General features: G+C 70.6%; 14 protein-coding genes. 8 read left to right on the top strand and 6 right to left on the bottom strand.

Annotation, left to right across the window (positions count from 1 at the left end):
• Positions 1-18: 18 nt before the first annotated feature.
• The 5 genes from AB0F52_RS00890 to efeU all read right to left on the bottom strand — a co-directional run bounded on the left by AB0F52_RS00890 (position 19) and on the right by efeU (position 5,039).
• Complete coding sequence (locus tag AB0F52_RS00890) at positions 19-1,152, bottom strand: GDSL-type esterase/lipase family protein (protein ID WP_360164563.1); 1,134 nt, start codon at positions 1,150-1,152, stop codon at positions 19-21.
• The gene (locus AB0F52_RS00885) at positions 1,149-1,718 is read right to left on the bottom strand and encodes a WHG domain-containing protein (RefSeq protein ID WP_360163178.1); all 570 of its coding nucleotides are present in this window, start codon (positions 1,716-1,718) and stop codon (positions 1,149-1,151) included. Before AB0F52_RS00885 ends, AB0F52_RS00890 begins: the two co-directional genes overlap by 4 nt.
• 62 nt (positions 1,719-1,780) lie before the next feature.
• The gene (efeB, locus tag AB0F52_RS00880) at positions 1,781-3,055 is read right to left on the bottom strand and encodes an iron uptake transporter deferrochelatase/peroxidase subunit (RefSeq protein ID WP_360163176.1); all 1,275 of its coding nucleotides are present in this window, start codon (positions 3,053-3,055) and stop codon (positions 1,781-1,783) included.
• On the bottom strand, positions 3,052-4,197 hold the full coding sequence (gene efeO / locus AB0F52_RS00875) for an iron uptake system protein EfeO (RefSeq protein ID WP_360163174.1): 1,146 nt from the start codon (positions 4,195-4,197) through the stop codon (positions 3,052-3,054). Before efeO ends, efeB begins: the two co-directional genes overlap by 4 nt.
• Positions 4,194-5,039, bottom strand: coding sequence for an iron uptake transporter permease EfeU (gene efeU / locus AB0F52_RS00870; protein WP_360163172.1), 846 nt, complete (start codon positions 5,037-5,039; stop codon positions 4,194-4,196). Before efeU ends, efeO begins: the two co-directional genes overlap by 4 nt.
• Positions 5,040-5,409: 370 nt before the next feature.
• Between efeU and AB0F52_RS00865 the strand changes: the two genes are divergently transcribed.
• Positions 5,410-6,156: a murein transglycosylase gene (locus tag AB0F52_RS00865; RefSeq protein WP_360164561.1), complete on the top strand. Its 747-nt coding sequence runs from the start codon at positions 5,410-5,412 to the stop codon at positions 6,154-6,156.
• 222 nt (positions 6,157-6,378) lie between these two features.
• Here the strand turns inward: AB0F52_RS00865 and AB0F52_RS00860 are convergent, their stop codons facing one another.
• Positions 6,379-6,783, bottom strand: a complete 405-nt coding sequence (locus tag AB0F52_RS00860; RefSeq protein ID WP_360163170.1) for a tetratricopeptide repeat protein — start codon at positions 6,781-6,783, stop codon at positions 6,379-6,381.
• 72 nt (positions 6,784-6,855) lie between these two features.
• On the opposite strand from AB0F52_RS00860, the gene AB0F52_RS00855 reads away from it, so the two are divergent.
• From AB0F52_RS00855 to AB0F52_RS00825, 7 genes are all read left to right on the top strand, one after another.
• Positions 6,856-7,302, top strand: coding sequence for a VOC family protein (locus AB0F52_RS00855; RefSeq protein WP_360163168.1), 447 nt, complete (start codon positions 6,856-6,858; stop codon positions 7,300-7,302).
• Between the two features lie 96 nt (positions 7,303-7,398).
• Positions 7,399-8,685, top strand: a complete 1,287-nt coding sequence (gene eno, locus AB0F52_RS00850; protein ID WP_360163166.1) for a phosphopyruvate hydratase — start codon at positions 7,399-7,401, stop codon at positions 8,683-8,685.
• A gap of 194 nt (positions 8,686-8,879) precedes the next feature.
• The gene (locus tag AB0F52_RS00845) at positions 8,880-9,242 is read left to right on the top strand and encodes a septum formation initiator family protein (protein WP_086845214.1); all 363 of its coding nucleotides are present in this window, start codon (positions 8,880-8,882) and stop codon (positions 9,240-9,242) included.
• A gap of 127 nt (positions 9,243-9,369) precedes the next feature.
• Positions 9,370-9,879, top strand: coding sequence for a DUF501 domain-containing protein (locus AB0F52_RS00840; RefSeq protein WP_360163164.1), 510 nt, complete (start codon positions 9,370-9,372; stop codon positions 9,877-9,879).
• Positions 9,880-10,019: 140 nt separating this feature from the next.
• The gene (locus AB0F52_RS00835; protein ID WP_360163162.1) at positions 10,020-11,189 is read left to right on the top strand and encodes a lytic transglycosylase domain-containing protein; all 1,170 of its coding nucleotides are present in this window, start codon (positions 10,020-10,022) and stop codon (positions 11,187-11,189) included.
• A 27-nt stretch (positions 11,190-11,216) separates the two neighbouring features.
• Complete coding sequence (locus AB0F52_RS00830) at positions 11,217-12,170, top strand: Ppx/GppA phosphatase family protein (RefSeq protein ID WP_360163161.1); 954 nt, start codon at positions 11,217-11,219, stop codon at positions 12,168-12,170.
• A 235-nt stretch (positions 12,171-12,405) separates the two neighbouring features.
• Positions 12,406-14,037 carry an ABC transporter substrate-binding protein gene (locus AB0F52_RS00825; RefSeq protein ID WP_360163159.1) on the top strand — a complete coding sequence of 544 codons (1,632 nt, stop codon included), beginning with the start codon at positions 12,406-12,408 and terminating at the stop codon, positions 14,035-14,037.
• Positions 14,038-14,047 lie beyond the last annotated feature (10 nt).

Here is a 14,047-nt window from a genome sequence, read left to right as displayed (position 1 = left end):
CTTCAAGTTCCCTTGAAGTCAAGCTCCGAGCACCAGCGAAGCGAACCGCGCGCCGATCCGGCGGTGGGCCGCCGGGGACGGGTGGAGGTCGTCCGGCAACGGTAGCTCCGCGAAGTCCTCCGGGCCGTACAGCGCCAGGCCGTCCAGGTAGGTCAAGTGCGGGTCCTCGGCCTGCCGCTGCGCCACGATCCGGGCCAGCTCGTCGCGGATGACCTCCAGGGTCAGCTTGCCCGCCGCGCGCTCGGCCGGGTCGCCGGTCGCCCGGAACCGGACTTCGCCGGCGGCCAGTGCCTCGTGGTCGAAGTCGCCCGGTCCGGGTGTCTGCTCGTGGATCGGGCAGTACAGCGGCGAGACGACCACGAGCGGGGTGTCCGGGTGGCCGTCGCGGATCGTGTCGAGGAAGCCGTGCACCGCGGGCCCGAACGCGCGCAGGCGCATCAGGTCCGCGTTGACCACGTTGATCCCCAGCTTGACGCTGATCAGGTCGGCGGGCGTGTCGCGCAGCGCTCGCGCGGTGAACGGGTCGAGCAGCGCGTTGCCGCTGAAGCCGAGGTTGACCAGCTCGACGCCGGCCGCGGTCGAGGCGAGCGCGGGCCACGTCGTCGCGGGGCTCGCCGCGTTCGAACCGTGGCTGATCGAGCTGCCGTGGTGCAGCCACACCCGGCCGGGAGGCACGGGCTCGACCGGCGCGTCGGTGCGCAGGGCGATCAGCTCGGTGAGCTCGTTGTGCGGCAGCCAGAGCTCGACGTCCTTGGGGTGCCCGCCCAGCCCGGCGAACCGGACGACACCGGGCGGCCCCGCGGTGAGCGAGGACGCCCCGGTCGCCATGTCGACGTTCAGGGTGTTGCCGCCGGCCACGCTCGCCTGGGCGGTGAGCTCGCCGTCGACGAGCAGGTCGTACACACCGTCCGGCCGTGGCGGGGCGCCGGCGAGGAGCTGCTTGGTCGGCAGCGTCGCCAGCTCGACGACGTCCGCCCGGGTCCGGAACCGCAGCCGGACGCCCGCGGGCTGCGCTTCGACCATGGCGAGCCGCGGGTCGCTGTTCTGCGCCCGCGCGCGAGCCGGGAGCCGGTGCGGCACCAGGCCGCGCTCGGTGCGTTCGAGTTCGAGGGCACCGCGGACGAGGTCCGCGGTCAGGGGAATGTCGATCACGACCGTGGCCAATCACGCAGGAGGGAATCGAGGACGGCGAGGATCCGGACCCAGCTTTCGGGCGGGGCGGGCGAGCTGTGGTCGAACCCGCCCTGGGTTTCGAGGCTGATGAACCCCTGGAAGACGCTGCCCAGCAGCCGCACGGCGTGCGTCTCGTCCGGCCCGGTCAGGTCGTAGCCGCGGAGGATCGCGCGCATCATTTCGGCGTGCCGGGGGCCGGCGCTCGCCGCGGCGGTCTCCGGATCGAGCCGCAGCTGGGCGGCGGCGTACCGGCCGGGGTGCTCGCGGGCGTAGTCGCGGTAGACGTCGGCGAAGGCGACGAGCGCGTCTCGCCCGGCCCGGCCCGCGAGGGCAGCGGCGGCCTGGCCGGCGAGCTCGTCCAGCGCCAGCAGCGCGACCTTCGTCCGCAGGTCGTGCGCGTTCTTGACGTGCGAATACAGACTGGCGACCTGGACGCCGAGCCGCCGGGCCAGCTCCGACGGCGTCACCCGGTTGAAGCCCGCCTCATCGGCCAGCTCCGCGCCGGCGCGCACCACGCGTTCGGTGGTCAATCCTGCCCGAGCCATCAGCCCTCTCCCGTTTGCCTAAAGCCAGAGTAGATCAGCCTAAAGACTTTAGGCAAACGGGGTCAGGAGAACAGTGCGTCCGCCCAGCTCGACTCGCGGGTCACGCCCGGCGGGACCGCGAAGTGCGCGGAGCCGGTGTGCTGGACGTACTCCATCATCGCGTCCTTCGACGACAGCGCCTGCTGCATCGGCACGTACTGCTTGCGGGTGTCGCGGTTGAACGCCAGGAAGAACAACCCCGCTTCGAGGTGCCCGACGCCGTCGGAGCCGTCGACGAAGTTGTAGCCGCGCCGGAGGATCCGGACGCCGTTCAGCGCCTGGTGGGAGGCCAGCCGCACGTGCGCGTCCTCCGGGATCAGCTTCTCGCCGCCCGCACCGCCGACGTCGAGGTCCAGCTCGTCGAACTCCGCGGTCTGGCCCAGCGGGGCGCCGGTGCCCTTCGTGCGGCCGATGATCTTCTCCTGGCCGTCGAGGGTTTCGCGGTCCCACGTTTCGATGTGCATCCGGATCCGGCGCGCCACCAGGTACGAGCCGCCGGCCATCCAGGCCGGGCCGTCGGCCGCGGTGGCCCAGACCTGGTCGCCCAGCACGTCGGGTTCCTCGGCCTTGATGTTGTTCGTGCCGTCCTTGAACCCGAAGAGGTTCCGGGGCGTCTGCTGCTCCCGCGACGTCGACGAGCTGCGGCCGAAGCCGAGCTGCGACCAGCGGACCTCGGTGACGCCGAAGCCGAGCCGCACCAGGTTGCGGACCGCGTGCACCGCCACCTGCGGGTCGTCCGCGCAGGCCTGGATGCACAGGTCGCCGCCGCTGCGGGCCGGGTCGAGCTTGTCCTTCGGGAACAGCGGCAGGTCGATCAGCTGCGGCGGGCGCTTGCCCGCCAGGCCGAACCGGCCGTCGAACAGCGACGGCCCGAACCCGATGGTCAGCGTCAGGTTCGAGGGCGGCAGGTCGAGCGCCTCACCGGTGTCGCCGGGCGGGGCGTACGCGCCGTTGCCCACCGCGCCGTTCGCGACGACCTCCTGGCCCGCCGTCATCCGGCGGGCCGCGTCGGTCCACGTCTTGAGCAGCTGCCGCAGCTTTTCGCGGTCTTTCGTCGTGACGTCGAGGGCCGCGAAGTGCAGGTTGGCCTGCGCCGGCGTGACGATCCCGGCCTGGTGCTCGCCGTGGAAGTCGACGGTGTTCGTCGATGCCTCGGCGTGGCCGCTCGTCGCCTTGTCGATCCCGATGCCGGCGGCGGCTCCGGCCCCGGCGAGCGCGACACCCGCGCCCGCCAGGCCGAACAGCTTCCGCCGCGAGACGCGCGTGCCCTCCGCTTGAATGCCCTCTGCCGACGTCACTTGGAGACGACCTCCGCAACCTTGCTCAGCGGTTCGCTCAGCGCGTCGACGGCCGAGGCGAACTCCTTGACCTGGTCCTGGGACAGCTCGGTGTAGGACTTGAAACCGTCACCGGCCCGCTGCTTGTCGAGCAGGCCCTGGACGTTCGCGAACTCCTTGTCCAGGGTGGACACCAGCGCGGGGTCCTTGGCCTGCAGGACCGGCCGCAGCGCGGTGATCGCGCCCTTCGAACCGTCCACATTGGCCTGGAAGTCCCAGAGGTCGGTGTGCGAGAAGGCCTCTTCCTCGCCGGTGATCTTGCCGGTCGCGACCTCGTCGAGCAGGCCCTTCGCGCCGTTCGCGAGGTCCAAAGCGGACAGTTCGAGCGTCTTCGTCTTGGCGACCAGGTCCTTGACGTCGGTCACCAGCTTGTCGGCGATCTGGCCGCTGTCGGGCTGCAGGCCGGTCTGGAACAGGTCCTTCTCCAGCCGGTGGAAGCCGGTGAACTGCTGGTTCGGCTCGAGGTCGGCCTCGCGGACGTCGATGGCCGGGTCGAGGTCGCCGAACTTCTCGGCCACCGGCTCGATCCGCTCGTAGTAGACGCGGGTGCGTGCGTACGCGGCCTTCGCCTCGTCGACCTTGCCCGCCTTCACGAGGTCGGCGAACTTCCCCGTCTCGTCCTGCAGCGCGGAGGTGTTGTTCGCGATGTAGTCGGCGTAGCTCTTGGTGGCCTGGGCCTTCTGCGCGTTGCTGTCGTTCTGCTTCGCGACGCCGCCGGTGACGGTGAAGTCGCCGCGGATGCCGGTGCCGGACATGCCGGGCTTGCACGCGGTCTGGTACTTGCCGGCGTCGGCGACCTCGACGATCAGCCGCCGGTTGAGCCCGGGCGCGATGTTCTCGACCTCGCCCATGATCCGGTCGCCCTCGGCGTAGAGGTAGAACTCGGTGACCTTGGTGCCCTTGTTGGTGATCTCGAAGGTGAGGTTGCCCGCACCGGCCGTGGTGGCGGAGACCTCGCACGCGGTGTCGGACGCCGAGACCTTGATCGGGCCACCGCCGGCCGAGGCGCCCGCGGGGTCGCTCTTGCTGTCGCACGCGGCCAGCGTCACCAGGGCGGCGGCGCCGGCCAGTACGGCCAGCGAGGGGGTCTTGCGCACGGTCACTCCTTCGAGGCGGCCGCGACGGCGGGTGCCGGCGCGGTCTTCTTGCTGGGCTTGAGGAAGAGGGGCAGCACGACGGCGACGTAGGCCACCCAGGCGACGGCCTGCAGCACGGTCGTCTGCTGCGAGTAGTTGAAGATGCCCTTCAGCAGCGCGCCGTACCAGGACGTCTCGGGCAGCGCGGCCGAAGCGTCGAAGGCGAGGGTGTCGATGCCGGGCAGGAACGCGGCCTCCTGCAGGTCGTGCAGGCCGTAGCCGAGCACGCCCGCGGCGACGAACACCAGCAGCACGCCGGTGATCGTGAAGAACCTGCTCAGGTTGAACCGCACCGCGCCCTTGTAGAGCAGGTACGCGAGCACCACCGCGGCCCCGATGCCGACGGCGAAGCCGATCAGCGGCTGCACGGTCTCCTTCTGCGCGGCTTGGACGGTCGAGTAGAAGAACACCGCCGTCTCCAGGCCCTCGCGCCCGACCGCGAGGAACGACAGCAGCAGCACGGCCGCGGGGCCGACGTCCAGCGCGTCGTCCATCTTCCCGCGCAACTCGGCGGCGATGCTCTTGGCCGCCTTGCGCATCCAGAAGATCATCGCGGTGACGAAGACGACGGCGACGATCGACAGGCTGCCGCCGAGCAGTTCCTGGTGCTCGAAGGTCAGCTGGGCGGTCGTGAAGGTGAGGACCGCGCCGACGGCGATCGACAGCAGCACCGCGGCGCCGACACCCGGCCACACCCAGCGCAGCGCGTGGCGCCGGTCCGTCTTGACCAGGAACGCCACCAGGATGCTGACGACCAGCGCGGCTTCCAGGCCTTCGCGCAGCCCGATCAGCGCGCTCGAGAACAACACCGGTCCGCCTCCCTGAGTTTCTGCTTCCGTGATGTTTTTAGGTAAGGCTCACCTGTAAGTCCAGTGAGCGTACGCCCGACGAACCCGGAGAAATCGGTCAAAAGGGACTCGATTTTGAAGTTAGGTTAGGGTAACCGCAGGTCAGAGGCCTGCGCGTCGACTCGGTAACAAAATTTGTGATGTCGCAGGCAGGGAGAGGGTTTTTACCTTCCGCTTGCCTGGTCAGCCGTCCGGGGTCCCCTCTTGAGTGCCTCCGTAACCTGTTCGGGTGGCCGATACCGCTCAGCCGACCGTCACGCCTCCGGGACCCCCTCCTTCGGGTGGCCCGCCGCGGCGGTATCTCGGCCGGGCGGCCCTCGCGGTGGGGCTCGTGCTCACCGGCGTGGTCCTGGTCGTCACCATCGGTGTCCGGAACCCGGACGCGCCGACGGTGTCGCCTCCGGTCCAGCCGGCGCTCGCCATCCCCGAACAGCGTCCGCAGCCCGGCGCCGAAGCGCCGCGGGCCGGCCTCGCCGCGCCGGTCGACCGGCCGCAGGTGTCCGACCGGGCCGAACTGGACGCGTGGGCGACCCGCGTCGCGGACAAGACGCACGTCCCGGTGCGCGCGCTGGCGGCGTACGGGCGGGCGGAGATGTGGATGCAGCGCCAGAAGGCGACGTGCCACCTCTCGTGGGCGACACTCGCGGGCATCGGCCGGGTCGAGAACGAGCGCGGGGAGTTCGACCTCGCGGCGATCGGCGCGGACGGCCGGGTGGCGAAACCGGTGGTCGGCCCGCCGCTGGACGGCTCGCCGGGCATCCCGGCGGTGCACGACAGCGACGGCGGCAAGCTCGACGGCGACAAGTCGTGGGACCACGCGATCGGCCCGATGCAGTTCCTGCCGTCGACGTGGAAGAAGTACCAGGAGCGCGCGAACGGCGACGGCGGCACCCCGGACCCGCAGAACATCGACGACGCGGCCTTCACGGCGGCCCGGTTCCTCTGCTCGGGCGGCGACGACCTCGGCACCCCGGCCGGCTGGTGGCGGGCGATCCTGTTCTACAACCAGGCCCTGGCGTACGGCCAGGACGTCTTCAGCGCGGCGGACGCCTACGCGGAGGCGAGTGTCGCGCCCTGATGCGTCAGAGTTCCCGGTCGGCGACGAACGGCGTGACGGCCATCAGCACGAGCAGCAGCAGTCCGGCGTAAGCACCCAGCGTGGCGAAGATCGACATCGTGGTCCCTCCCTGTTCGGTCTGGAACCAGCTTCGCCGAACGAGGGCCTGCCGGACATCGGTCGAGGGGCCTGCCTCGGTCGGCCGAACGGCTGAGGTGACCCGGGCCGTTCGGCACTGGCGGCTCAGGGGTCGCGCAGCGCGATGCGGGCCTTGACCTCGCTGATCGCCTCGAGGTACTCCGGCACCGGGTGCATCGCCGAGGCGATCTTCATCTGCGCCAGCGCCTCGACGAGCCGGCCGAGGCGCTGCAGCGTGCGGCCCAGGATGAACCGCGCGTAGTGATCCGTCGGGTCCAGTTCGAGCACCCGGGTGAACGCCGCTTCGGCGCGCCGCAACTGAGCGGATTGGAAGTACGCGCGCCCGGCCAGCAGGTGCACCGATGGTTTGTCCGTTTCGGATTCCAGGAGGGGCTGCAACGCCTTCAGCGCGTCGAGCGGACGACGGCGGCCGACGAGGTCTTCGGCCTGGCGGAAGGCATGAAACCGCGACTCCTCGGGAGGCTGCGAAGCAGCTGCGGCGTCCGTCATGGTCGCTCCCACGTTACCCGTGGAGAGGGGCTTGCACACGCCTCCGATCGGGACGTGATGGACTGTGCCGCCATGAGCAGCGGGTACCGGGGCCTGGCGCCCTACCTCTACTACGCCGACGCCACGGCGGCGCTCGCCTGGCTGACCAGGACCTTCGGCTTCACCGAGGAGGTCCGGTTCTGCGACGCGGCGGGCGAGGTCTTCCAGGCGACCCTGCGCGCGGGCGAAGCGCGGATCCAGATCGCGGGCGTCGGCCCGGACTACTGGCAGGCCAAGGGCGTCGACGGCCCGGTCGGCCAGCTCAACATCGTCTACGTCGACGACGTCGACGAGCACTACGAGCGGATCTCCGCCGCGCTCGGGGACGAGTGCGAGCTCGATCCGCCGCAGGACCAGCCGTACGGCGCCCGGGTGTACACCGTCGCCGATCTCGGGGGCAACAGCTGGACCTTCTGGCAGCAGACGTCCGAGACCGTCGAGCTGCCGCCGGGCTGGCAGGCGATCCGCGCGGAGGGCTGAGGACCGGCCGCTACCGGCCGTGCCTCCAACGGGTGAACTGCCGCGACGGCTAGGCTGGGCGCGAAACCGCAGGCACGACGCACCGAGGAGCATGGCGTGGCTCTCATCGAGCAGGTAGGCGCGCGCGAGATTCTGGACTCGCGCGGCAACCCGACGGTCGAGGTGGAGGTGGCTCTCGACGACGGCACCCTGGCGCGGGCCGCGGTCCCGTCGGGTGCGTCGACCGGTGAGCACGAAGCGGTCGAGCTGCGGGACGGCGACACCGGCCGCTACAACGGCAAGGGCGTCGAGCGCGCGGTCGCCGCGGTGCTCGACGAGATCGGCCCGGAGATGGTCGGCATCGAGGCCGTCGACCAGCGGATCGTCGACCAGAAGCTGGTCGACCTCGACGGCACCCCGGCGAAGTCCCGCCTCGGCGCGAACGCCATCCTCGGCGTCTCGCTGGCCGTCGCGAAGGCCGCCGCCGAGTCGGCCGAGCTGGAGCTGTTCCGCTACCTGGGCGGGCCGAACGCGCACGTGCTGCCCGTGCCGATGCTGAACATCCTCAACGGCGGTTCGCACGCGGACAGCAACGTCGACGTCCAGGAGTTCATGATCGCGCCGATCGGCGCGGAGACCTTCCGCGAGGCCCTGCGCTGGGGCGCCGAGGTCTACCACTCGCTGAAGTCGGTGCTGAAGGGCCGCGGCCTCTCGACCGGTCTCGGCGACGAAGGCGGCTTCGCGCCGAACCTGGCGAACAACCGCGAGGCGCTCGACCTGATCCTGCAGGCCATCGAGAAGGCCGGGTACACCCCGGGCCGCGACGTCGCGCTCGCGCTGGACGTCGCCGCGACGGAGTTCTTCGCCGACGGCGCGTACACCTTCGAAGGCAGCAAGAAGAGCGCCGAGCAGATGTCGGCCTACTACGCCGAGCTGATCCGCGACTACCCGATGGTCTCCATCGAGGACCCGCTGAGCGAGGACGACTGGGACGGCTGGGTCACCCTGACCGCCGAGATCGGCGAGAAGGTCCAGATCGTCGGCGACGACCTGTTCGTCACCAACCCGGACCGCCTGGAGGAGGGCATCACCCGCCGCGCCGCCAACGCGCTGCTGGTGAAGGTCAACCAGATCGGCACCCTGTCCGAGACGCTCGACGCGATCTCGCTGGCCACGTCGTTCGGCTACAAGTCGATGATGAGCCACCGCTCCGGCGAGACCGAGGACACGTTCATCGCGGACCTGGCGGTCGCCACCGGCGTCGGCCAGATCAAGACCGGTGCCCCGGCCCGCGGCGAGCGGATCGCCAAGTACAACCAGCTGCTGCGCATCGAGGAGACCCTCGGTGACGCCGCCCGCTACGCCGGCGAGCTGGCCTTCCCGCGGTTCAGCGCCGAGGCCTGACGCCGATGGCGGACCGGGGGAGGACACGCGGCCGCCGCGCCGGTGGCGGCGGGGCTTCGCGGGCCAACCGGCCCGCACCGGCCCGCCGCCCCGAAGCGGCGCGCCGCCGCACCGGCGACGCGGAGACCACCAGGGCCCGGCTGCGCCGGGGCTTGGCGGCGAAGCGGGCGTCGGGTGCGGCGAAGGTGCTCGGCATGTCCACCACCCGCCGCGCGGCGGTGGTGGCGATCGTGGTGTGCGCGCTGGCGTTCACCATCGCCGTGCCCCTGCGCACGTACCTCTCCCAGCGGACCGAGGTCCGCGAACAGCAGGCCCAGCAGGCTCAGTTGCAGCAGGAGGTCGCTCAGCTCCAAGGCCGCAAGGCGGAGCTGAGCGACCCCGCGCAGATCGAGGCCGAAGCCCGCAGGCGGCTGCGGTACGTCAAGCCGGGCGAGACGCCGTACATCGTCCAGCTGCCGGAGGACAAGGCGCCCGACGCGGCCCCGCCGGCCGGGCAGCAGCAGGTCGCGGGCAGCTCCTGGTACGAGAACCTCTGGAACCAGGTCTCGGGCGGTTGAAGCGCAGTGAATGACTCATTCCTGGCGTCGCACGCCAGGAATGAGTCATTCACTGCGGCCGGAAGCGGGCCTTGGGGCGCCTGGGGCGCGGGCCGGGTGGCGCGGGGCACGCATTAGCCTGGTGCGCGTGAACAGCACGCAGCAGCACCGGTTCGAGCCCGTCACCGACGCCGACCGCGAGATCATCGCGGAGCAGCTCGGACGGCCGCCGCGGGCGCTGCGCGCGATCGCCGCGCGGTGCCCGAGCGGGCACCCCTCCGTGGTGCAGACCAGCCCGCGGCTGGAGAACGGGACGCCGTTCCCGACGCTCTACTACCTCACCTGCCCGAAGCTGAACTCGATGATCGGCACCATCGAGGCGTCCGGGATCATGAAGGAGATGACGGAGAGGCTGACCACCGATCCCGAGCTCGCGGCGCAGTACCAGCGCACCCACGAGGGCTACCTCGCCGAGCGGGACGCCATCGAGCCGCTCGGCCACCAGGTCACCGCCGGTGGCATGCCCGGCCGCGTCAAGTGCCTGCACGTGCACGTCGCCCATTCCCTGGCTGTCGGTCCCGGCGTGAATCCGTTCGGTGACGAGACGCTGGCCCTGCTTAAGGCGAACGGGTGGCCCACGGGAGACTGCGCCGCGTAACACTCGCGGGCTGTGAACAGATAACTGGTCTGGGTGAGCGAAAACCTCGATCGCGTCTCTCGATGGGCTGAAACTTCGCCGCAGGTGCGGCAGGCTGTGTCCCGAGAGTGGCGACCGATCCGGCCAGGAGGGCTCTGAGCATGCGCGTGCGGCGGCTGCGAGACGCAGCCGGGAGCTACGCCCGGAGATTCGGGATCCGCCACCGCACCGCGTACCCCCTGATCACCGGCATCCTGGCCGTGGTCCCGGCGCTGGTCGCCGGCGGTGGCACCCTCGGCTGGCTCGGCGGCACCGGCGAGCACACCCGCGACGCCGCGCTCGGCCAGGGCTACGACCCCGGGCACGCCGCCCTCCAGCAGATCGCCGTCGACGGCACCCTCCCCGGCGTGCCCACCCCGATGCCCCTGCCGGCCTACGAGCTCCCGGACGGCCCGCTCGGCATCCCGGCCACCGCGCTCGCCGCGTACAAGACCGCCGCCGACATCCTCGGCCGTGAACAGCCCGCCTGCCACATCGACTGGGCCCTGATCGCCAGCATCGGCCGGATCGAGTCCAACCACGCGCGCGGCGGCTACGTGGACAGTGCCGGGACCACCCGCGAGCCGATCCTCGGCCCGCAGCTCAACGGCCAGGGCGGCTTCGCCGCGATCCCGGACACCGACCAGGGCCTGCTCGACACCGACCCGGTGTGGGACCGCGCGGTCGGCCCGACCCAGTTCATCCCCGGGACGTGGAAGGGCTACGCGTCCGACGGCAACGGCGACGGGAAGTCCGACCCGAACAACCTCTTCGACGCCGCACTGGCCACCGGCCGCTACCTGTGCTCGGGCGGGTTCGACCTGGCGAACCCGGACCAGCTGCGCGGGGCGATCTACCGGTACAACAACTCCGACACGTACGTGAACACGGTGATCCTGTGGGCGGACGCCTACCGCAACGGGATCATGCAGGTGCCGGACAGCACGGTGCCGATCGGCGCGCCGAACGCGGCGGCCCTGCCCGCACCGCCGTCGATCCCGCCCCCGCCGGTCCCGGCGACGACGGTTTCCACGCCGCCGCCGACCACGCCGGCCACTTCGGAGCCGCCGACCACGTCGTCGCCCACGTGCGTGCCGCCGACGACCACGACGGCCGTCCCGACGACGATCACGAGCTTCACGACCGTGCCGGCACCGACCGGTACCACCACCGAGACCACCACCACGCCGACGAAGACCACGCCGCCCGAACCGACGTGCGGGCAGATCGTCACGTCGGTGCCCACGTCGGTCGTCCTGATCACGACCACGCCGCCGACGCCCACGACCTGACGCATCCGCGCCGGTTAGGGTGATCGCATGCCTCGTGTTGCCGCGATCGACTGTGGGACCAACTCCATCCGCCTGCTCGTCGCCGAGCTGACGCCGCGCCACGACGGCACGGTCGACCTGCGCGACCTGCACCGCGAGATGCGGATCGTCCGGCTCGGCCAGGGCGTCGACGCCACCGGCGAGCTGGCCCCCGAGGCCCTCGAGCGCACCCGGGCCGCGCTCGCCGACTACACGATCGCCGCGCGGCGCAAGGGCGTCGAGAAGGTCCGCATGGTCGCCACGTCCGCGACCCGCGACGCGAAGAACCGCGACGAGTTCTTCCGCATGACCCGCGAAACCCTCGGCACCGAGGCCGAGGTGATCAGCGGCGACGAAGAGGCGCGGCTGTCGTTCACCGGCGCGGTGGGCGAGCAGGACCCGGACGACGGCCCGTTCGTGGTGGTCGACGTCGGCGGCGGCTCGACGGAGCTGGTCCTCGGCACCTGGGACGGCAAGCGGGCCGACGTGCTCGCGGCGAAGTCCGTCGACATCGGCTGTGTCCGCATCACCGAGCGCGCGCTGAAGAGCGACCCGCCGACGGCGAGCGAGATCGCGACCGCCCGTGACCTGGCGGGCAAGGTGCTGACGGACGCGTTCGACGTGGTCGACGTCGCCCGCGCCCGGACGTGGGTGGGCGTGGCGGGCACGGTGACGACGCTGTCGGCCATCGCGCTGGGGCTGCCGGAGTACGACAGCGAGCGGGTGCACCTGTCCACGTTGAGCGCGGCGGACATCGACCGGCTCGCGTCCCGCCTGCTCAGCGAGGACCACGCCACCCGCGCGGCCAACCCGGTGATCCACCCGGGCCGGGTCGACGTGATCGGCGGCGGCGCGGTGGTGGTCCAGACCCTCGCCGAGCAGCTGGCGGCCCGCGGCGGCCCGACGGAGCTGGTCGTCAGCGAGCACGACATCCTCGACGGCATCGCCCTCTCGCTTGCCTGACCGACCGTTCGGCCGCCCGAAAGGGCTTGTGCCACAACGGGACCGAGGGTGAGCGCGCGATGACCTGCTGTCCGCGTTGGACCGTCCGGAGTATCCGGATTCCTACGTTGGTTGTACTCCAACCAGGTGGTCCTGACGACCGTCACACATTTGCAACACCGCACTCCTGTGATCAGCTTCACCGCCCCCGATAGCGTGCGTCCCATCTTTCGGGCAGACGGAGATGGAGGGGATCATGCGTCGTTCGCGCAGGCTCTGGGGACCCACGGTGGTGATGACCTCGCTGGCGCTCGTGCTGGCTGCGTGCGGTGGCGGCGGCTCGGGCAGCAACTCCGCGGGCGCCGGCGAGACGAACCCGGACGGCACGGTGAGCGTGTACGGCACCGAGCCGCAGAACGCGCTGGTCCCGACGAACATCAACGACCTGGGCGGCACCAAGGCGATCCAGGTCATGTTCGCCACCCTGGTCGGGTTCAAGGGCGCGGACGCCAAGCCGTTCAACCTGATGGCGGACTCGATCACGACGACCGACTCCAAGGTCTACGACATCAAGATCAAGCAGGGCTGGAAGTTCCACGACGGCACCGAGGTGAAGGCGCACAACTTCATCGACGCCTGGAACTACGGCGCCTACGGGCCGAACGGCCAGCTCAACACCGACTTCTTCTCGAACATCCAGGGGTACAAGGACGTCCACCCCGAGGACGAGAACGCCAAGCCGGCCACGGACAAGATGTCCGGCCTGGTCGCCAAGGGCGACTACGAGTTCCAGGTGACGCTGGACGCGCCGTTCTCGGTGTTCGACATCAAGGTCGGGTACCAGGCGTTCGCGCCGCTGCCCGACGCGTTCTTCAAGGACCCCAAGGGCTTCGAGCAGCACCCGATCGGCAACGGCCCGATGAAGTTCGTCTCGCGGACGCCGAACCAGGACATCAAGCTCACCCGCAACGACGACTACAAGGGTGACGACAAGGTCCACTTCAAGGACCTCGACATCAAGATCTACGCCAGCCAGGAGACCGCCTACCAGGACCTGCTGAGCGGGCGGCTCGACTTCATGGAGGCGCTGCCGCCGTCGGCGGTCGCGGGCGGCAAGTACAAGAACGACCTCGGCGACCGGCTGGTCACCGGCCACCTGCTCGGGATCAGCACCATCGCCGTGCCGTACTACGTGCCCGGCTACAACAACCTCGAGCTGCGCAAGGCCGTCTCGATGGCGATCGACCGCGCGCAGATCACCAAGACCGTCATGAACGACACCTACGTGCCCGCGGACGGCTACATCTCACAGGGCATCCCGGGTGCCCGCGAAGGCGTCTGCCAGTTCTGCCACTTCGACCCGGCGGCGGCCAAGGCGGCGTTCCAGAAGTCCGGCTTCCAGGGCAAGCTGACCATCGCGTCCAACGCGGACGGTGGCCGCAAGGAACCGCTGGTCGCGGCCTGCAACAGCATCAAGAACACCCTCGGTGTCGAGTGCGACTTCGTGCCCGCGACCGACTTCGGCCAGTGGCGCAGCATCGTCACCAAGAAGAAGCTGACCGGCATGGGCCGCTCGGACTGGTCCGCGGACTACCCGTCCATCGAGGACTTCCTCAACCCGATCTACAAGACCGGCGGATCCTCGAACGACTCCAGCTACTCGAACCCGCAGGTGGACGCGCTCCTCGCGCAGGCGGACGCCACCGCCGACAAGGACGCGGCGGTCAAGCTGTACCAGCAGGCCGAGGACCTGATCGCCAAGGACCTGCCGTCGATCCCGGTGTGGGACGAGAAGGGCGTCGCGGCGAAGTCGAAGAACCTCAAGTCCGCGGCTCTCGACTTCCGGCGCATGCCGGACTACCCGTCCATCGAGGTCCTCAAGAAGTAGTGGCGCGCTG

The sequence above is a fragment of the Amycolatopsis sp. NPDC024027 genome (genome assembly GCF_040638975.1).
GTDB lineage: Bacteria > Actinomycetota > Actinomycetes > Mycobacteriales > Pseudonocardiaceae > Amycolatopsis.
Note: the sequence above shows the minus strand (reverse complement) of the source record. Positions and strands in the feature narration are given on the sequence as shown.

Bases quoted from the DNA above. Each gene is read 5' to 3' on its own strand.
- AB0F52_RS00855 (WP_360163168.1), top strand. From the start codon at position 6,856: ATGAGCAGCGGGTACCGGGGCCTGGCGCCCTACCTCTACTACGCCGAC.
- AB0F52_RS00860 (WP_360163170.1), bottom strand. From the start codon at position 6,783: ATGACGGACGCCGCAGCTGCTTCGCAGCCTCCCGAGGAGTCGCGGTTT.
- AB0F52_RS00885 (WP_360163178.1), bottom strand. From the start codon at position 1,718: ATGGCTCGGGCAGGATTGACCACCGAACGCGTGGTGCGCGCCGGCGCG.
- AB0F52_RS00825 (WP_360163159.1), top strand. From the start codon at position 12,406: ATGCGTCGTTCGCGCAGGCTCTGGGGACCCACGGTGGTGATGACCTCG.
- AB0F52_RS00845 (WP_086845214.1), top strand. From the start codon at position 8,880: ATGTCCACCACCCGCCGCGCGGCGGTGGTGGCGATCGTGGTGTGCGCG.
- AB0F52_RS00835 (WP_360163162.1), top strand. From the start codon at position 10,020: ATGCGCGTGCGGCGGCTGCGAGACGCAGCCGGGAGCTACGCCCGGAGA.
- AB0F52_RS00830 (WP_360163161.1), top strand. From the start codon at position 11,217: ATGCCTCGTGTTGCCGCGATCGACTGTGGGACCAACTCCATCCGCCTG.